Origin of the sequence: Stenotrophomonas maltophilia (assembly GCF_047782825.1) — a bacterium.
GTDB lineage: Bacteria > Pseudomonadota > Gammaproteobacteria > Xanthomonadales > Xanthomonadaceae > Stenotrophomonas.
In genome coordinates, this window is sequence record NZ_CP180589.1 from 3,100,554 (window position 1) to 3,119,105 (window position 18,552).

Consider the following 18,552-nt stretch of genomic DNA (forward strand, 5'->3'; position numbering starts at 1 on the left):
GCGATGGCGGCGGGTGGGAGGGAGGTCCCACCGCCACCGCCATCCGGTCAGCTGGCGTAGTACAGCTGGTATTCCAGCGGGTGGGTGGCCGCGCGGAACTTGGTCACTTCCTGCATCTTCAGCGCGATGTAGCCGTCGATGAAGTCATCGCTCATCACGCCGCCGGCCTTGAGGAACTCGCGGTCCTTGTCCAGCGCTTCCAGGGCCTGGTCCAGCGAGGAGCAGACCTGCGGGATCAGCTTCTCTTCTTCCGGCGGCAGGTCGTACAGATCCTTGTCGCTCGGTGCGCCCGGGTCGATCTGGTTCTTGATGCCGTCCAGGCCGGCCATCATCAGCGCAGTGAAGGTCAGGTAACCCGACTGGATCGGATCGGGGAAGCGCATTTCGATGCGGCGTGCCTTCGGGTTGGACACCCACGGAATGCGGCAGGAGGCCGAGCGGTTGCGGGCCGAGTAGGCCAGCATGACCGGCGCTTCGAAGCCCGGCACCAGGCGCTTGTAGCTGTTGGTGCCCGAGTTGGCGAAGGCGTTGATGGCCTTGGCGTGCTTGAAGATGCCGCCGATGTACCACAGCGCCATCTGGCTCAGACCGCCGTAGCCATCACCGGAGAACAGGTTGGCGCCGCCCTTGGACAGCGACTGGTGCACGTGCATGCCGCTGCCGTTGTCGCCGACGATCGGCTTGGGCATGAAGGTGACGGTCTTGCCGTTGCGGTGCGCCACGTTCTTGATGACGTACTTCATGCGCAGCAGTTCGTCGGCCTTCTGCACCAGGGTGCTGAACTTGGTGCCGATTTCGCACTGGCCGGCGGTGGCCACTTCGTGGTGCTGCACTTCCACTTCGATGCCGACCTGTTCCAGGGTCTTGCACATTTCGGCGCGCAGGTCGTGCAGGGTGTCGGTCGGCGGAACGGGGAAGTAGCCGCCCTTCACGCCCGGGCGGTAGCCGCTGTTGGCGCCGTCGTACTTGGCGCCGCTGTTCCAGGCGGCTTCTTCCGAATCGACCTGGAAGAAGGTGTGGCCCATTTCATTGGCGAAACGGACCGAATCGAAGATGAAGAATTCCGGTTCCGGGCCGAAGAACGCGGTTTCGGCGATGCCGGAGGACTTCAGGTAGGCCTCGGCGCGCTTGGCGATGCCGCGCGGGCAGCGGCCGTACGGCTGCATGGTGGCCGGGTCGAGGATGTCGCAGCTGATCACGATGGTCGGATCGGCGTAGAACGGGTCGACATAGGCGCTGGCGGTGTCGGGCAGCAGGACCATGTCCGATTCGTTGATGCCCTTCCAGCCGGCGATCGAGCTGCCGTCGAACATCTTGCCTTCTTCGAACAGCGACGGTTCGACGATGCTGACCGGGAAGGTGACGTGCTGTTCGACGCCACGCATATCCACGAAACGCAGATCGACGAACTCGATCTGGTTGTCCTTGATCAGCTTCTCAACGTTTTCCACGGACATCGGTACGACCTCGGATGGGGATGAATGCCTGCTGAGGTACAGCAATGACCGTGCCAACTTTTTCGATCACGCAAGTTGTTGATTGCAAACACCCTGCCCCGCCACGGTGCAGCCCGGTGCGCACCAAAGGGGTGCGCCTGCCTGCGTGCGCACCCCTTTGGTGCGGCAGGGATCGTCTATCCTCTCGACCTTCTTCCTTCCGCTGCCCGCGCCCGCGCCGCCCATGTCCGACCTGCTCTCCGCCCTGCTGCTGGGCATCCTCGAAGGCCTCACCGAATTCCTGCCGATCTCCAGCACCGGCCACCTGCTGATTGCCCAGCACTGGCTGGGCGCGCGTTCGGATTTCTTCAACATCATCATCCAGGCCGGCGCGATCATCGCGGTGGTGCTGGTGTTCCGCCAGCGCCTGCTGCAGCTGGCCACCGGCTTCGGCCAGCGCGAGAACCGCGACTACGTGTTCAAGCTGGGCGCGGCCTTCCTGGTGACCGCCGTGGTCGGCCTGGTAGTGCGCAAGGCCGGCTGGTCGCTGCCGGAAACGGTCAGCCCGGTGGCCTGGGCGCTGATCATCGGCGGCATCTGGATGCTGCTGGTGGAGGCCTACACCGCGCGCCTGCCCGACCGCGACCAGGTGACCTGGACGGTGGCGGTGGGCGTGGGCCTGGCGCAGGTGGTGGCCGGCGTGTTTCCCGGCACCTCGCGCTCGGCGTCGGCCATCTTCCTGGCCATGCTGCTGGGCCTGAGCCGACGCGCGGCTGCGGCCGAGTTCGTGTTCCTGGTCGGCATTCCCACCATGTTCGCCGCCAGCGCCTACACCTTCCTGGAACTGGCCAAGGAAGGAAACCTTGCCAGCGAGAACTGGACCGAGGTGGGCGTGGCCTTCGTTGCCGCCGCCATCACGGGCTTCGTCGTAGTGAAGTGGCTGATGGGCTACATCAAGTCGCACCGTTTCACCGCCTTTGCCGTCTACCGCATCGCCTTGGGCGCTGCACTGCTGCTGTGGCTGCCGTCCGGCAGCTGAACAGCGCCGTGGCCCGGCAACCCCGTTGCCGGCCCCGACCCGTTTCCCCCTCGGTTCCCCAAGGAGAATCACCATGAACCGCAAGCTCACCCTGCTCCTCCCGCTGGCCCTGATGGCCGCCTGCAGCCAGACCCCGGCCCCCGCCGGTACCGGCGGCGACGACGTGGCCCCGGCCGCGGCGAAGGCAGCCGACCAGCAGACGCTGGCGCACCTGGATGCGCAGCGCCTGCAGAGCCAGCACTGGCTGCTGCGGCAGGCCACCGCGGCCGACGGCAAGCGCATCGATGCGCTGTTCGCCCGCGACGACAAGCCGGTCACCCTGGACTTCGCCGATGGCCGCCTGTCGGTCAGCAACACCTGCAACCGCATGGGCGGTGGTTACACGCTGGCCGACGGCAAGCTGAGCGTCAGCGCCATGGCATCGACCATGATGGCCTGCACTGACAAGGCGCTGATGGCGCTGGACGAGGCCGTCTCCAACCGCCTGCAGGGCGAGCTGAAGGCCGAACAGGCTGCCGATGGCACGCTGACCCTGACCAACGCCAAGGGCGACGTGCTGGTGTTCGCGCCGGAACCGACTGCTGAAACCCGCTACGGCGGTGCTGGCGAAACGGTGTTCCTGGAAGTGGCGGCCAAGACCGCCAAGTGCTCGCACCCGCTGATTCCGGACTACCAGTGCCTGCAGGTGCGTGAAGTGAAGTTCGACGACAAGGGCCTCAAGCAGGGCGAGCCCGGCACGTTCGAGAACTTCTACGGCAACATCGAGGGCTACACCCACGAAGACGGCGTGCGCAACGTGGTGCGGGTGAAGCGCTACGAAGTGAAGAACCCGCCGGCCGATGCGCCGTCGCAGGCGTACGTGCTGGACATGGTGGTGGAGTCGGCCACCGAGAAGAACTAAGACGATGGAAGGGCGGCCGCAAGGCCGCCCTGCTTCATTCTGTAGAGTCGAGCCATGCTCGACTGTGCGGAAAGCAGTCGAGCGGAAGGCAGTCGAGCATGGCTCGACTCTACAAACACCGGCGCTACCGGCGTTGCGGTTACAGCGCGGGGTTCAGCGTGTAGGTGCCGTGCAGCGTGGCTTCGGCCAGCACGTGGCCGTGCATGGCGCGGTACGCATCGGCGGCGGTGAAGCGCTGCGGCAGTTCCAGCGTCGCTATGTCCAGCGCGAACACTCGGAAGAAATAGCGATGCACGCGCTCATCGTTGAACGGCGGATACGGGCCGTCGTAGCCCAGGTAATCGCCGGCCATGTCCGGGTTGCCCGCGAACCAGCCGGTGAAATCGTTCAGGCCCTGGCGGCTGCCGGCCGGGCCAGCCGGTGCGGGCTTGCCCTTGGCCACGAAGCCATCGCTGCAGCTGCCGGCGGCGATGTCCTGCACCGTTGCGGGAATATCGGCCATCACCCAGTGCACGAAATCACAGCGCGGCTGGTCGCGCGGCACGCTCACGTCGGTGCGGCCGACCGTTTCCGGCACGGTCGGCACGTCCGGGTCCACGCACACCAGCAGATAGGAACGGGTGCCCTCGGGGGCACCGCTCCAGGCCAGCTGCGGGTTGCGGTTGGGCGCGAAACCCGCGGCATCACCGGCGGCGAATTCGCGGTTGATCGGGGCGCCATTGACCAGGCTGGTGCTGCTCAGTTGCATCAGGCTCTCCTTATTCTTCCGGGTAACCCAGGCGCACGGCGACCGGGGTGAGCTGGGCCAGGGCAGCGCCCATGACGTCGCGGTAGTTGCGCCAGTGGCCCGGCGGGAAGCGCGGGGCACCCAGCTGGGCGGCGGCCGGCATCGGGCGTTCGAACAGGCGGCCCAGCAGTTCGGCCATGGCCTGCGGGTTGTTGCCGATGTCGTCGATGCGCAGCAGCACGTGCGGGTACAGGTCTTCCTCGTGCAGGCTGGCGACCTGGGCCAGGCCGCGCGCCAGCCATTCGCTGGCTTCGGCCAGCGAGTTCATCGCCAGTGGTGCGGGTGCGCCGTAGGCCACCCAGTCCAGCAGCATGTCGCGCGGGTCGCGCAGCACCACCAGCAGGCGGCCTTGCGGCAGCTGCGGGCGCAGCGCCCACAGCAGCGCGTTGTCCCACCACAGCAGCCAGTCGATCACCGAATCGCCCTGCAGGCCGCGCGCCGGCAGCTGTTCGCGCCAGCGCTGCACCAGGCGTTCCGGGGTCAGCACGCCCGAGGCCAGGTCCTGCAGCGTGTTGTAGTTCTGGAAGGCGTCGTCCGGCGGCGTCTGCGCGAAGCGGTCGCTGCGCAGTACCGGGCTGGCGGCGGCCAGGCCGGTCGCCACACGCTCTACGCCCGAACCCGGCGCACCCCACAGGAAGATCGGTGCCGAAGCGATTTCGCCGTCGATGCTGCCCAGGTCCGGCCAGCTGGGCGGTGCCTTGGCCTGCGGCGGCAGCGGCAGGCGCTGCGAAGCCTGTTCGGTCTGCAGCGCCAGCCAGGTGCGCAGGGCGTCGCCCGGCTTGCCGGCGCGGTCCTGCACTTCACCCAGCCAGGTGCGCAGATCGGCGCGCGCGCCTTCGCCGGCCTGGTCGATCAGTGCCTGCACGCGGGCGATGGCCGCGTCCGGGTCACGCTGCATCAGGCCATCGATCAGGCGGGTTTCGGCACTGACGCGGCCGGGCTCCACGGCCACGATGCGTTCGGCCACCGCTTCGGCCTGTTCGTGCTGGCCGGCCATGTCGTGCAGGCGCATGCGCGCTTCCAGTGCCGGCAGGTGCGCGGGCATGGCCGCCATCCAGCGTTCGACCACGGCCACGGCCGCGTCGCTGCCCACTTCTTCCACGGCCAGGCGGGCCAGCCACAGATCGTGCAGCGTGTCATCCTGTTCCAGTGCGCCATCCAGGCGCGCGCGGGCTTCGTCTTCGCGGCCCAGGCGCTGCCAGGACATCAGCAGCAGCTGCAGCACCTGGCGGTCGCCCGGCAGGGTTTCCAGCAGCGGCAGCAGGTGTTCCAGCGCCTGCAGCGGCTCGCCGCTGCGCAGTGCCAGCTCGCCGGCCAGGCGGCGCATCGGCGGCACATCCAGCGACGGCTGCTGCAGGGCCAGCTGCAGGGCCTCGGCGGCCGCGCCCACGTTGCCCTGGCGCAGCGCCAGCTGCACCACCAGGCCATGCAGCGAGGTGAGGGCCGGGTTCAGCAGCAGCACACGGCGGAAGGCCTGTTCGGCAAAGGCCAGCATGTCCTTGCCCAGGTAGGCAAAGCCCAGCGCGTAGAGCACGCGGGCATCATCGGGCAGGGCCCTGGCGGCCGCCGACAGCAGGGCCAGCGCGCGGTCGGCATCATCGCGGCGCAGGGCCAGCATGCCATCGATGGTCAGCAGTTCCGGGTGGTCCGGTTCCAGCCGCGCGGCCAGCGTGGACAGGCGCTGGGCCTCGTCGAACTCGTTGCGGCCCACTGCCAGGTGCGCCTGCATCACGTACGCGTCGAAGGCGTTGGGGTTCAGATCGGTGGTGCGCAGCAGGGCCTGGTCGGCGCCTTCGTACTGGCGCAGGGCCAGCAGCAGGCCGGCCTGCTGCAGGTGCAGCTGGGCATCATCGGGGGCCAGCTGCAGCGCCTGCTGCAGGGCCTCCAGCGCCGCCTGTGCCTGGCCCTGCTGCTGCAGCGCAAGCGCCAGCCAGCGGTGGGCCTCGGCCAGGCCGGGTTCGTCGTGGGTCCACGCCTGTGCCAGCTGCACGGCCTGGTCAGCGTCGTTCTGGCGCAATGCCTGGAGAATCTGGTCTTGCATGGCGGTCCGGTTCAAGTGCAAACCCGCATTGTAGCGGCCTGCGCGCCGGCGCCGGTTCAGGCCCCCAGCACCCGCTGCAGGCGCTGGGCGACCCAGCGTTCGGAGAAACCATCGCCGCGCCAGTTTTCCAGGAAGCCGCAGTGGCCACCCCAGCAGGCGGTTTCCAGGCGTGCCTGCTGCGGCAGCTGCCAGTCGCTGAAGGTGGCGTAGGGAATGACCGGATCATCCTGGGCCATCAGGATGTCGGCCGGCACCTTCAGGGTGGACAGGCGGTCGCCGGCAATGGAGTAGCCATCGAAATACGCCTGCAGCGTGCCGAAGTCGGTGTGCCGTTCGACCAGCCAGGTGGTCAGCGCGCGGATGTCCAGCTTCAGCACGCGGTCGTCGCAGTCGCTCAGTTCCGGGAACAGGTCGCGCTTGCGGCGCAGCGAGCCGGCCCACTTGCGGCGGAAGTACCAGTCGTACATCGCCGGACCACTCTGGATGCTGTCCATGGTCAGCGCCGGATCCAGCACCGGGCACACCGAGGCCACCCGTTGCAGCGGTACGCCGGCGGCCGGTGCGCGCAGGGCCAGGCGCAGCACGAAGTTGCCACCCAGCGAATAGCCGGCCGCCACCAGCGGCAGGTCCGGCCAGCGGCGGGCGATATCACCGGCGGCCTGCACCACTTCGTCGATGCGGTTGGAGTGGAAGATGCCGGGATTGAGGTGGTGGGTGTTGCCGTGGTCGCGGAAGTTCAGCCGCACCACGTCGAAGCCCTGTTCGATCATGCGCGCGGCCGCCATGCGCATGTAGCTGGATTCAGCACTGCCTTCCCAGCCGTGCAGCAGCAGGGCCATGCCCTTGGGCTCGCGGCCTTCGATGTGGCTGTGCCAGCCCTGCAGGCGCACACCATCACCCCCATCGAGTATCAGTTCTTCGCTGACCGCACCGGTGGCGGCCAGCAGCAGCAGGCCACGCTGCAGGCGCATGCGGCTGGAGCTGAGCATGGATTGCAGGTGCGGATTGCGCAGCCAGCGCGGTGGCTGGTAGTCAGACGCGTGCAGCGTCGGCGTACCGGCGTCCAGGACGGGTGGCGGGATCAGTGCCACCGCACCCTCACTGCCCGCTCATGGCCGCCACGATGCGCGCGCGCGAGGTTTCCGCGATGCGTCGACGGCCTTCCAGGTCCTGTGCACCGATCGGCGCCAGGAAGTGCACTTCCGCACGGCGCGCCGGCTCACCGAGCAGGCGCAGGAAATTGGCGAAGAAACTCTCGCCCGGGCCGAAGGCCACGATGGTCTGTGCGTCGCCCTTCAGGCCATAGACCAGGGCCACCGGCTGCACCGGCACGCCGGTTTCGACTGCGGCCTGGAAGATGCGTGCATGGAACGGACCCACTTCGTGGCCGCCACGGGTGCGGCCTTCGGGGAACACGCCCACGGCCTTGCCGCTGCGCAGCCGGTCGGCCATCACCTGCATCACCCCACCGAGCGATTCGGTGTTGCCACGCTGGTGGAAGATGGTCTGCCCGCGCGCGGCCAGCCAACCCACCACCGGCCAGCTGGCGATTTCGCGCTTGGCGACGAAGCCCATCATGCGCTGGCTGTGCAGGATGGAGATATCCACCCAGCTGACGTGGTTGGCGACGAACAGCACGGCACCCGGCAGCGGCGCGCCGATCTGCGCCAGGCGGAAGCCGAAGATCCACATCAGGCCCCCCTGCCACCAGTTCACGACCTTGGCGCCGAAGGTGTCGTCGCCCACGCGAAGTTCGCCCCACGGCGGAAGCATGCCGATCAGGATGAGCGGCAGGAACACGGAGATGTGGACCAACAGCAGCGGTACGCGGTACAGGTAACGGCACACACGCGCCACGCCGCCACGGGGGGCCGGAGTGGGGGAAGTCATCCGCGCACGATACCGGAGGGTGACAATCGCTGCCAGCCGATTCTGGCCATAAGTCCTATTGACCGGGGCCATCGGCGGGAACACGGTGTCCTGTTGGCGGGGCTGCTGGGGGGCGTAGCGTCGAGCTTGTCCTGGCATTTTGTAGAGTCGAGCCACGCTCGACTGCTCTTGGCGCCACATCAACAGCCGTCGAGCATGGCTCGACTCTACAGGGTCGCGGCCGGCCGCCAGCGCCCGCAGTGGGCCGGGACCAGCTGCAGGTCGTCCACCTGGCGCTGGGTGTGCTGCAGGCGCTGCAGGGTCTGCCGGTAGGTGGCGGTGTGGCCCAGCAGGGCGGTGACCAGCCGCGGCGGCGGCACCCCATCGGCGATGGCGTCGCTGGACCAGGCGGCATCGGCCACCAGGAACACCGGGCGGCCATCGGCCCCTTCGAACAGCAGGCCATGTTGGCCCACGGCATGCCCGGGCAGCGGCACGGCCAGCAGGCTGCGGTCACCCAGCACGTCGCGGCCACGGCCGAAGGCATCGAACGGACGCGGCAGGTCGACCTCCGGCAGGCTTTCCAGCCAGCCCATTCGCCCTGCGGCATCGCGGGTCAGCGCCGGCAGCAGGCCCACGCTGAGCGCACGCAGGCGGCCACGCGCGGCCTGGTCCTGCCACGCCGCGCGCGAGCACAGCAGCGGTACCTCGGGGAAATCCAGCACCCCGCCCACGTGGTCGCCATGCAGGTGCGAAAGCACCACCAGGCCGATATCGGCGGCGGCGATGCCACGCCGCTGCAACTGCGCACGCACGCTCTGCCCCGGCCCCAGGTGCACCGGCGTGACCCAGCGGTACAGGCGTTCGGGGAAATGCGCGGTGGCCTGCAGGAAGGCCTCCGAATAGCCGGTGTCGAACAGCAGGTAGCCGCGCTGCGGGTGGTGCAGCAGGGCCACCAGCGCGGGGAATTCGCAGCGGTGCCAACCACCGCCCTGGCGCACCGCGCGCTGCGGATGCACGCAATGGCCGGCTTCCAGCAGTTCCCACTCAAGGCGTGCCATCGCGGCCCTCGTGCTGCTTCCAGTGTGTGGCGAAGGCCTGCAGGGCTGCCTGCACGCCGGTGCGCGGGTCGTAGCCCAGATCGCGGCGGGCGGCGCTGATATCCAGGGTCTGCGAATAGCCCAGCACGCCCACGCCATAGCGGGTCAGGCGCGGTTCCGGGCGGCCGGGGCGCAGCCGGGCCACGGTTTCAGCCATGCCGGCGGCAGCCAGCGCGAGCGTGCGTGGCACGCTGCGCAGGCGCACCTGAAGACCCATGGCCTCGAACAGGCCGGTGACGAGGGCCTGCACAGGCACAGGCGTGCCGGCGCTGATGTTGTAGGCGCGGCCACTGCAGCGCGCATCGGCCTGCAGGGCCAGGCACACCGCCTGCACGGCGTCGTCGATGGGGGTGACGTCGATCAGCGCGCGGCCGCCGTGGATCAGCGGGAAACGGCCACGCGCGGCCACCGCCAGCAGGCGCGGCAGAATCGCGCGGTCGCCCGGCCCGAACACCGCGCGCGGGCGCAGCACCACGGTGTGCAGCCCCTGCTGCGCAGCAAGGGCCACGGCCACTTCCGATTCCCATTTGCTGCGCGCGTATTCGGTGATCCAGCCCCGTGGCGGCTGGAAGCGTTCATCCAGCCCGTACTGGTCGGCAAAGCGGAAATAGATGCTGGGCGAGCCCAGGTGGACCACGCGCGGAACACCGGCCGCCTGTGCGGCCTGCAGCAGGCGGGTGGTAGCCAGCACGTTGGCGCGCTGGAAGTCCGCCGCCGTTCCCCACGGCTGCGACATGGCCGCGCAGTGCACGACGGCATCGCAGCCGCGCAGCAGAGGGGCCAGCGCATCGCTTGCCAGATCGGCGGCAACGGTCTGGATGCCATGCGCCGCCAACGCCTGCAGCCGAAGCGCATCACGCCCGCTGCCGCGTACCTGCCAGCCCTGCGCCGCCAATGCCAATGCCACGTGCCGGCCGATGAAGCCGCTGGCGCCGGTGACCAGGACCGTGGCCATCAGTAGCGCAGCACCGCGCCGCCCAGCGCCAGGCCGGCGCCGGTGCCGATCAGCAGGGCCCGGCCACCCCGCTGCAGGCGGCCATCAAGCAGCGCCTGGTGCAGGGCCATCGGCAAGGACGCCGCCAGTTGGTTGCCCTGCTCGCGCAGGATGCGCACCAGCCGCTGCGGCGGCAGGCCCAGTACGCGCTGCAGATGGTCCAGGGCCTGCCCGCTGGCCTGGTGCGGCACGATCACATCGCAATCAGCCAGGGCGGTGCCGGCGCTGTCCAGCAGATCCTGCAGGAAACCGGGCAGGCGCCGTGCGGCTTCGCGGTACAGCGCCCTGCCCTGCATCTGGAAATGATGGGCGGCGCGGTAGGCATCCACATCATCGAACAGACGCATGCCGGTGCCGCAGGTCGGCACCTGGCACAGCTCGGCGCCATCGCCATAGGTGCGCAGGCGGGTGGCCAGCAGCGCCGAATCCGCGCCGTCGGCCGAACGCTCGACCAGCATCGCCACTGCACCATCGCCGAACAGCGGTGCGGTAAGCGGGTCATCCGGGTCCAGCCCGGCACTGGGAATGTCGCTGCAGACGATCAGCACGCGCCGGTAGCGGCCCAGCGCCAGCAGGCTGCCGGCCATTTCCAGCGCCACCACGAAGCCCAGGCAGGTGGCATTGACGTCGAAGGACGGCACACCGCTGTCGCCCAGGCCCAGGGCGCGCTGCACCAGCACCGCCTGGCAGGGAATGGCCTGTTCCATCACCCCGCAGGCGGAGACGATGCAGTCGATATCGGCGGTGGCCAGGCCGGCGCGCTGCAGGGCCTGCTGCGCGGCCTGCGCGCCCATCCACGAGGCGCGTTCGTCGGGGCCGGCATGGCCACGGTTGGCTACGCCGCTGTGCCGTTCGACCCAGCCGGCCGGCTTGTTCCAGCGCTGGTCGAACTGCTGCGACGGCACGCGCCGCCGCGGCAGGTAGGCGCCGCTGGCGATGATCCGCAGCGGCAGCGCGGTGGGGGCGGGAAGGCCGGGCATCGGCCTCAGCCGTGGCCTGCAGCCACCACCGCCAGGGTCAGCCGCGAAATGCACACCAGCCGGCCCTGTTCGTCTTCGATGCGGATTTCCCACAGCTGGGTGCTGCGGCCCACGTGCAGCGCGCGCGCGGTACCGGTCACGGTGCCGCTGCGCACGGCGCGCACATGGTTGGCGTTGATTTCCAGGCCCACGCAGATCTGCTTGCCGGTATCCACGCACAGGTTGCCGGCGCTGCTGCCCAGGGTCTCGGCCAACACCACCGAGGCACCGCCATGCAGGATGCCGTACGGCTGGCGAGTGCGCTCATCCACCGGCATGGTGGCCTGCAGCCAGTCCTCGCCTGCCGCGCTGAAGACGATGCCCAGGGTATCGATGGCCGTGCCACGGCTGAGCGTGTTGAGCTGGTCGATGGAAACGGCTTCGCGGAACACCTGGGTCATGCAAGCACCTTCAGAGGATGGGGACGAGGCCGGCGCCGAATGCGGTCAGCATGCGCACCAGCAACCACTTCGGGCCAACGTTCACTTCGGGGAAATCACCGACAGGCACGTAGCAGTGGTGGAAATCCGGGCTCTGCCGCGGCAGCGGCTGCGGGCAGTCCACGCCGGGCTGGAATTCGTAATCGGTGGCATAGCGCCACGGCCAGAAATCGAGGATGGGCAGCGCTTCGGAAGCCTTGCCCACGCTGTAGTTCAGCCCCGACAGCACCGGCGGCTTGGCGCGCGGCGCCACCGTCCAGGAGTTCTGCGGGTGGGTGTCGCGCAGGATGCTCTGCGCCAGCTGCTCGGCGAAGACCGGATCCTCGATGATCACCGCGCCTTCGGTGTTGTAGTTCTCGCTGCGCGGATCGAAGTTGTGGGTGCCGACCACGCCGATGCGGCGGTCGACCACCAGCGATTTGGCATGCAGGCCCATGCGCGCACCCTTGCGGGTGACCGGCAGCGGCTTGTTGACCGCCTTGCTGCCCAGGAACGAGGGGCGGGTTTCGGTACGCAGCAGGCGCGTTTCCACTTCGCTGCCGGCGGCACGGCGGCGTGCCCGGCCGTTTTCGTAGGCACTGCCCATGCGCGGCTGCACGCGCGGGCGGCTGCCCTGCGCTTCACCCGCAGCGGTGCCTGCGCCCTCGCTGCTGGCCACGGTGGCCGGCGCATCGTCCTTCCCGCCGCCGGCGTTGCTGCCGGCCGCACTGCCGCCAATCAACGAACTGCGCGCGCCCTCGCTGCCGTCCGTGCTGCCGGTGGCGGCCAGCGGGTCGGGCAGCAGGTTGCGGTAGTCCACCGGCGCATCCAGCGGGAACGGCTTGTATTCGAAGATGTTGAAGCCCAGTTCGCGCATGTTGCGCCGCTTGTACTTGTAGGACAGCGCATACACGATGGGGTTGTCGGTGGCTGCCAGGCTGTTGCTGGACACCACCACGCGCGGCGGCTGCGGCCGCTTGCGCAGTTCGCGGAACAGCTTCTGCGCCGGCTTGGACAGCACCAGGTAGGGCGTCTGCAGGATCACTTCCTTCTGCGCGCCGGAAATGAGTGCGTCCAGCTGCGGCTCAGTCACGTGCTGGCCGGCCAGCGGTGCATCGGCACGCTCGCGGCGGTGCTTGCGCGGCAGGTCGGCCACGTAGCGCACCGAGGCCACCGGCAGGGCGGTGTCGACGAACGCGCGGGTGACGAAGTCCATGTCGTTGGCCTCCTCGCTGACCCGCTGCACCCGTTCGGGGCGGCGGAACTGCGCCGGCGGCAGCGCCGGTACGCCCTGCCTGAGCAGGGTGCGGCCGACGTCGTTCAAGCGCTCGGCCGGCACGCTGCGCTGCGCGCGCCAGAAGGCATCGAAGTTGGCGGCCATCGCCCGCGCTTCCGGCCCGGCGATCAGCACGTCGCGGTCGCGGAAGTTGTACTCGCGGTCCCAGTCGTAATAGTCGTCCTGGTAGTTGCGGCCGCCGACCACGCCGATCGCATCGTCGATGACCAGCAGCTTGTTGTGCATGCGCTGGTTGAAGCGGCGGAAGCAGCACAGCACGCTGCCGGCATAATCGAAGTAGTTCAGCCGGGCCTTGCCGAAGGTGGGGTTGTAGACCCGCAGTTCGAAGTTCTGGTGGGCGCCGGACAGGGCACCGAGGATCTCCAGATCGGAAATGGCCGACAGCTGGTCGATCAGCACCCGCACCTTCACCCCGCGGCGCGACGCGGCCAGCAGTTCATCGATGACCAGCCGGGCGCTGTCATCCTTGTCGAAGATGTAGGTCTGCAGGTCGATGCTGCGGGTGGCGCTGCGCAGCAGGTTCAGGCGCGCGACCAGGGCGCCTTCGCCCTCATCCAGCAGGGTGGCGTAGTGGCGCGGCTGCGCCTCGGTGGATTCGCTGAATGCGCGGCCAGCCAAGGCCCGCAGCGGCGAATCCTGCGCGCAGCGGTCGGCGCGCTGGCAGTCCACTGCGGTCGAACGCGCCTGCACGGCGATGGCCTGGGCACGGTCACGCTCGGCGTGCGACAACGAGGCACAGCCACTGCCCAGCAACACGGTTGCCAGCGCAAGTACACGCAGCAGAAGGTTCACGGTTTCGGCGCCTCGCTCAGGCGCGCTCGCAGTACGAAGGTCACTCGGTCACTCAAGGCAAGCTGCCAGCTGTCCATGCCGTACCGGCTTCGTTGCACGGTACCGCGGCTGACGACATCGCAATCATAGCCGGGTCGGTGGCATTCCGCTTTCTCCACCCGCAGGCTTTCGGGGTGGCTGACCCCGCGCAGGGTCAGCCGGCCATGGATATCGCCGCCGTTGCTGACGGTATCCGGCCAATAGGGCAGCGAGTCGAACTCGACCGACGGGTAGCGCCCGGCGTCGAAGAATTCCGGCCCGCGCATCCAGCCGGTGTAGCGCTCCTTGCCGGGAATCTCCACCGTACCGGTGAACATCTTCAGGTGCACCTGGTGGCGGCCATCGGACAGCAGCTCGATGCGCCCCTCGAAATGCGGGAACACCCCTTCGATGCGCTGGCCCAGGCGGGTGCGCACTTCGAAGCCGATCTGCGAACGCTGCAGATCCAGCGACAGCGTGCGGGGCGAGTCAGCCGCCGCCAGCGCCGCTACCGGCGGCAGCGACGTGGGCGGTGGCGGGGCGGCCCAGGCCGGGCCGCAGGCCAGCAGCACCGGCAGCAGGCAGCGGCCGGGCCGTGCCAGGATCATCGGCTCACGGCCACCAGAAGGCGTTCAGGCTGGCCACGCCCGGCTCGATGGCCGCCTCGCGCGGGAACCCGAGCACGGCCACGCCGGCCGGCGGCATGCCGCGGTAGTCGCTGCTGGTGCCTTCGGTCATCAGCGCCACCAGCCGTTCCAGGCCGGGGTTGTGGCCGACGATCATCACCTGGTCCAGGTCGCGGCGTTCATCCACCAGCGCGGCCAGGGTGCCCGGGGTGGCTTCGTAGATGCGGTCTTCCAGGCGCTTTTCGACATAGCCGATGGTCGCCAGCACGGCTTCCAGGGTTTCGCGGGTACGCCGCGACGGCGAGCACAGCACGCAGTCGGGCAACAGGTTGTTTTCCTTCAGCCACTTGCCGGCCGCTTCGGCTTCGGCAAGGCCCACCGGCGACAGCGGGCGGTCAAGGTCGGCCTGGCCGGGAGTGGCCGGTTCGGCGTGGGCATGACGCAGCAGGATCAGTTCACGCATCGCGGGTTTCCATGATGAGAGGGTGCAGCAGAAAGGGTGACGTACGCGTCACAGCTTCAACCAGGCCAGCAGCGGTTCCCAGTCGGCCTGGTGCTCGCGCACCTGGGCCGAACGGTAGTCGAACAGGCTGCGGCCCAGGCCGGTCATGACCACGTAGCTCTGGCTGTCGCGCAGCTGGGCGACCACCGGGTAGGGCCATTCGCCCAGCATCTGCAGGGCCTGCTGCGAGGTCTGGGTCCAGGGTTTGGTGCGGTTGAGGACCAGCCCCACCGGCAGCTTGCGGCTGTGCACGCGCGGGTTCTGCGCCAGGCTGTTGAGGAAGCCGACGATGGCTTCGATGTCCAGCGCCGAGGGCAGCACCGGCACCACCACGGCATCGGCGGCGTCGAGGAAATGGGGGATATCGTCGGCCAGTGCGCCGGCCGGTGCATCGATGATGACGGTATCGGTACCGTCGGGCAGCTTCTGCGCCCACTGCTTCTTGCGGTACACGTCGATGGGCAGCACCGCGCTGTCCAGCCCGGCCCGGCGCTGTGCCCAGCGGGTGCTGGAGCCCTGCGGGTCGGCATCGGCGATCACCGTGGCCTTGCCCTGCAATGCCGCGTATGCGGCCAGGTGGGTGGCGACGGTGGTCTTGCCCACCCCGCCCTTGGAACCGGCCACCAGGATCGTCTTCATGCCAGCCTCGCTTCCGGGTACGTGCCCCGAGCGTACACCGGTGATGGTGACGGTAGGTAGAGAGGGCCTGAATCAACCCGCCCCGGCTTTGCTATCGTGGCGCCCCCGAAGGATCGAACCGGCATGAGCGAACTGCAGGACCTGAGCGCACTGATCCGCGCCGATACCCCCCTGATCGTGATCGAGACCCAGGATGAGGGTCGCATCGTCGAACTGTTCCGGCAGACGCTCATGCACGTCTGGCGTGCGCTGCACCGCTGGTCCATCACCGAGGGCCTGCGCCGCATCGACCTGGAACGCGAGGACGATCCCGTCGGCCCGCCCGATGCCAGCGCCGCCCTGCAGATGATCCGCCAGGCCGAACAGCGCGGCATCTACCTGCTGCTCGATTTCCACCCCTACCTGGGCTACGCCAGCCACCAGCGCGCCCTGCGCGACCTGATCCAGCGCCGCCACAGCCTGCCGCACGTGCTGGTGCTGATCGGCGCCAAGGTCGAACTGCCGGCCGAACTGGAAGCGCTGGCGGTGCGTTTCAACCCGCGCCTGCCCGATGCCAATGCCCTGCTGAAGATGCTGCGCGAAGAAGCCGACGCCTATGCCCGCGAGCACGGCGGCCGCCGCGTGGAAGTGGACAGCGAAGCGGTCAAGAAGATCCTGAAGAACCTGCAGGGCCTGAGCCTGGTGGACGCCCGGCGCATTGCCCGGCAGCTGATCTACGCCGATGGCGCGCTGCGCGACGACGACCTGCCGCAGCTGGCACGGCTGAAGTTCGAGCTGCTCAACCGCAGCGGGCACCTGTTCTTCGAACATGACAGCGCGCGCTTCGGCGACGTGGCCGGTGCCAACCGGCTCAAGCGCTGGATCAACCAGCGCCGGGTGGCCTTCATTGCCGGCTCGGCCCCGGCCGGGCTGGACCCGCCACGCGGCATGCTGCTGCTGGGCGTGCAGGGCTGTGGCAAGTCGATGCTGGCCAAGGCCACTGCCGCGGGCTTCGGCGTCCCGCTGCTGCGCCTAGACGTGGGCGCGCTGTACAACAAGTACCACGGCGAAACCGAGGCCAACCTGCGCCAGGCCCTGGCCTCGGCCGAGCAGCTGGCCCCGTGCGTGCTGTGGATGGACGAGATCGAAAAGGGCCTGGCCAGTGGTGGCGAGGACGGCGGCGTATCGCGGCGCGTGCTGGGCTACCTGCTGACCTGGATGGCCGAGCGCAGGGCGCCGGTGTTCATCGTGGCCACCGCCAACCAGGTGCATGAACTGCCGGCTGAACTGCTTCGCAAGGGGCGCTTCGACGAAATCTTCTTCGTCGACCTGCCCTCGCCGGAGGTCCGGGTGGAGCTGCTGCGGCTGCACCTGGGCCGGCGCCAGCTCAATGCCGATGATTTCGCACTGCCGGCGCTGGCGGCGGCGGCGAACGGTTTCTCCGGCGCGGAGATCGAGCAGGCGATCGTCGCGGGGCTGTATTCGGCGCATGCCGAGGGGCGGCCGCTGGATACCGAGCTGCTGATGACCGAGATCCGCGCGACGCGGCCGCTGTCGGTGTTGATGGCCGAGCAGGTGGCGGCATTGCGCGAGTGGGCGTCGGGGCGGACGGTTTCCGCGGACGACTGAGGGGGTTTTCGGCCAACGGCGGAGCCCCTCGTGGCTGTGGGTTGGTCGAGCCGACTGCTGGTCGACTGGCATTGTGAGTTGGGCCGGGCGGGCTGGGTTCGCGGGACACGCCGTAAACCCATCCCTGGGGGCTCGTAGGCGCCATCCATGGCGCCTGCGGTCCCGCGAACCCAACCCGCCCGACCCCCGACAGTTTCCGTGCGCGGTCATCCACGGAAGAGATAAAAGAAGATCAAGAGCAAGAGCAGAAGCGGGTCAGAGCCCGTTGCTGCGCAACGGGATCCGACCCCTTGCCTTTCCGACAGATCGCGGAAGTCTGTCGAAGGCGGGGTGGGTCCGGTTGCGGGGGCGTGAGCCGCATGGATGCGGCGACCGAGCTTACATGGACGTACTTGCAGCGTCCCCCGCAACCGGACCCACCCCGCCATCCCACGGAAAGCCAGCTTCTGAAGTTGACGTTGACGTTGATCTGAGGCGGGTGCAGGGCTGCAAGCCCTGCAGACAACCATCACCCCAGCACCCACATCCATGCCGGCAGCGTGACCAGCGACAGCACGATCCCATACCCCACCAGCGCGGCCGCCAGCCTCGGCGCCAGCCGGTGCGATATCGCCAGCGCCGCAGCGGTGATCATCGTCGGCATCGCCGATTCCAGTACGTTCACCTTCAACATCAGGCCCTGCATGCCCAGCGCCCACGATAACGGCAGCGCCAGTGCGGGCAGCACCAGCAGCTTCAACAACAGGCCCACGGCCAGCGGCCGCAGTTCCTCGCGGCGCAGGCGCAGCTGGATCGACAGGCCCACCGCCAGCATCACCAGCGGCAGCATCGCGTCGGCCAGCTGCTTCAATGCCGTGCCGATCCACGCCGGCGGCTGCGCCGGCATCAGCATCAGGGCGAACAGCAGCGCCCACAGCGGTGGGAACCGGGCGATGCGGCACAGCACCTGCAGCGCCGTGGGCGGGCGATCACCGCTGTAGCGGGCCAGTACCAGCAGGCCGAAGGTGGACAGCAGCAGGAAGGTGCCGAACTGGTCGTAGACCACGGCATAGGGCAGCGCGGCATCGCCCAGCAGCGCGCGCACCATCGGGTAGCCGATGAAACTGGAGTTGGCCAGGGCCACGCAGATCAGCAGCACCGCGTGCACATCGCGCGCAAAGCCAAATACGCGGGTGGCCAGGCTGACCAGGGCCCACGTCGCCAGCATGAGCAGCCAGGGCGTGGCCATCAGGCCGAGCAGGCTGGCGTCCAGCTGCAGGCGCGGCACATAGGTCAGCACTGCCGCGGGCAGGCAGACGTACAGCACCACCTTGTTCAGCGTCTCGGCGGCGGTGTCCGGCAGGGCGCGCAGGCGCGCGAACAGCATGCCCAGCCCCAGCATGGCCAGGATCAGGGCGAAGGCATCGAAGGCCATGGGCGGCTCCCCGGCAGGCACACGCCCGCGATCAGTTCGATTGTGCGTTGC

At 68.9% G+C, this 18,552-nt stretch carries 17 protein-coding genes; 3 read left to right on the plus strand and 14 right to left on the minus strand.

Going from position 1 to position 18,552, the window contains the following annotated elements:
• Nucleotides 1-47: 47 nt before the first annotated feature.
• Nucleotides 48-1,457 carry a type I glutamate--ammonia ligase gene (gene glnA, locus ACM2ZB_RS14530; RefSeq protein WP_313438325.1) on the minus strand — a complete coding sequence of 470 codons (1,410 nt, stop codon included), beginning with the start codon at nt 1,455-1,457 and terminating at the stop codon, nt 48-50.
• 223 nt (nt 1,458-1,680) lie between these two features.
• On the opposite strand from glnA, the gene ACM2ZB_RS14535 reads away from it, so the two are divergent.
• Together ACM2ZB_RS14535 and ACM2ZB_RS14540 are read left to right on the plus strand one after the other, a co-directional pair.
• Nucleotides 1,681-2,475: an undecaprenyl-diphosphate phosphatase gene (locus ACM2ZB_RS14535; RefSeq protein WP_313438328.1), complete on the plus strand. Its 795-nt coding sequence runs from the start codon at nt 1,681-1,683 to the stop codon at nt 2,473-2,475.
• A 73-nt stretch (nt 2,476-2,548) separates the two neighbouring features.
• On the plus strand, nt 2,549-3,376 hold the full coding sequence (locus ACM2ZB_RS14540; protein ID WP_416055967.1) for a DUF4377 domain-containing protein: 828 nt from the start codon (nt 2,549-2,551) through the stop codon (nt 3,374-3,376).
• A gap of 139 nt (nt 3,377-3,515) precedes the next feature.
• Here ACM2ZB_RS14540 and ACM2ZB_RS14545 read toward each other — a convergent pair whose 3' ends face one another.
• The 12 genes from ACM2ZB_RS14545 to ACM2ZB_RS14600 form a co-directional block, all read right to left on the minus strand.
• Nucleotides 3,516-4,124: a YbhB/YbcL family Raf kinase inhibitor-like protein gene (locus tag ACM2ZB_RS14545; protein ID WP_416055968.1), complete on the minus strand. Its 609-nt coding sequence runs from the start codon at nt 4,122-4,124 to the stop codon at nt 3,516-3,518.
• Between the two features lie 10 nt (nt 4,125-4,134).
• Nucleotides 4,135-6,204 carry a tetratricopeptide repeat protein gene (locus tag ACM2ZB_RS14550; protein WP_416055969.1) on the minus strand — a complete coding sequence of 690 codons (2,070 nt, stop codon included), beginning with the start codon at nt 6,202-6,204 and terminating at the stop codon, nt 4,135-4,137.
• Between the two features lie 56 nt (nt 6,205-6,260).
• Nucleotides 6,261-7,250: a YheT family hydrolase gene (locus ACM2ZB_RS14555; protein WP_416058558.1), complete on the minus strand. Its 990-nt coding sequence runs from the start codon at nt 7,248-7,250 to the stop codon at nt 6,261-6,263.
• 52 nt (nt 7,251-7,302) lie between these two features.
• On the minus strand, nt 7,303-8,094 hold the full coding sequence (locus ACM2ZB_RS14560; protein WP_416055970.1) for a lysophospholipid acyltransferase family protein: 792 nt from the start codon (nt 8,092-8,094) through the stop codon (nt 7,303-7,305).
• A gap of 206 nt (nt 8,095-8,300) precedes the next feature.
• Nucleotides 8,301-9,134: an MBL fold metallo-hydrolase gene (locus ACM2ZB_RS14565; RefSeq protein WP_416055971.1), complete on the minus strand. Its 834-nt coding sequence runs from the start codon at nt 9,132-9,134 to the stop codon at nt 8,301-8,303.
• Nucleotides 9,121-10,128, minus strand: a complete 1,008-nt coding sequence (locus ACM2ZB_RS14570; RefSeq protein WP_416055972.1) for an NAD-dependent epimerase/dehydratase family protein — start codon at nt 10,126-10,128, stop codon at nt 9,121-9,123. Before ACM2ZB_RS14570 ends, ACM2ZB_RS14565 begins: the two co-directional genes overlap by 14 nt.
• On the minus strand, nt 10,128-11,147 hold the full coding sequence (locus tag ACM2ZB_RS14575) for a 3-oxoacyl-[acyl-carrier-protein] synthase III C-terminal domain-containing protein (protein WP_416055973.1): 1,020 nt from the start codon (nt 11,145-11,147) through the stop codon (nt 10,128-10,130). Before ACM2ZB_RS14575 ends, ACM2ZB_RS14570 begins: the two co-directional genes overlap by 1 nt.
• Before the next feature lie 5 nt (nt 11,148-11,152).
• On the minus strand, nt 11,153-11,587 hold the full coding sequence (locus ACM2ZB_RS14580; RefSeq protein ID WP_313438351.1) for a hotdog fold thioesterase: 435 nt from the start codon (nt 11,585-11,587) through the stop codon (nt 11,153-11,155).
• A 10-nt stretch (nt 11,588-11,597) separates the two neighbouring features.
• Nucleotides 11,598-13,694, minus strand: a complete 2,097-nt coding sequence (locus ACM2ZB_RS14585) for a phospholipase D family protein (RefSeq protein WP_416055974.1) — start codon at nt 13,692-13,694, stop codon at nt 11,598-11,600.
• Entirely contained in the window at nt 13,691-14,320 is a 630-nt protein-coding gene (locus ACM2ZB_RS14590; protein WP_416055975.1) for a YceI family protein, read from the minus strand. Before ACM2ZB_RS14590 ends, ACM2ZB_RS14585 begins: the two co-directional genes overlap by 4 nt.
• A 4-nt stretch (nt 14,321-14,324) precedes the next feature.
• Entirely contained in the window at nt 14,325-14,801 is a 477-nt protein-coding gene (locus tag ACM2ZB_RS14595; RefSeq protein WP_416055976.1) for a SixA phosphatase family protein, read from the minus strand.
• Nucleotides 14,802-14,849: 48 nt separating this feature from the next.
• Complete coding sequence (locus ACM2ZB_RS14600; RefSeq protein WP_108745648.1) at nt 14,850-15,479, minus strand: ParA family protein; 630 nt, start codon at nt 15,477-15,479, stop codon at nt 14,850-14,852.
• Nucleotides 15,480-15,602: 123 nt separating this feature from the next.
• Between ACM2ZB_RS14600 and ACM2ZB_RS14605 the strand changes: the two genes are divergently transcribed.
• Complete coding sequence (locus tag ACM2ZB_RS14605; protein WP_416055977.1) at nt 15,603-17,087, plus strand: AAA family ATPase; 1,485 nt, start codon at nt 15,603-15,605, stop codon at nt 17,085-17,087.
• A 508-nt stretch (nt 17,088-17,595) separates the two neighbouring features.
• Here ACM2ZB_RS14605 and ACM2ZB_RS14610 read toward each other — a convergent pair.
• Complete coding sequence (locus ACM2ZB_RS14610; RefSeq protein WP_416055978.1) at nt 17,596-18,501, minus strand: AEC family transporter; 906 nt, start codon at nt 18,499-18,501, stop codon at nt 17,596-17,598.
• Nucleotides 18,502-18,552: the final 51 nt, after the last annotated feature.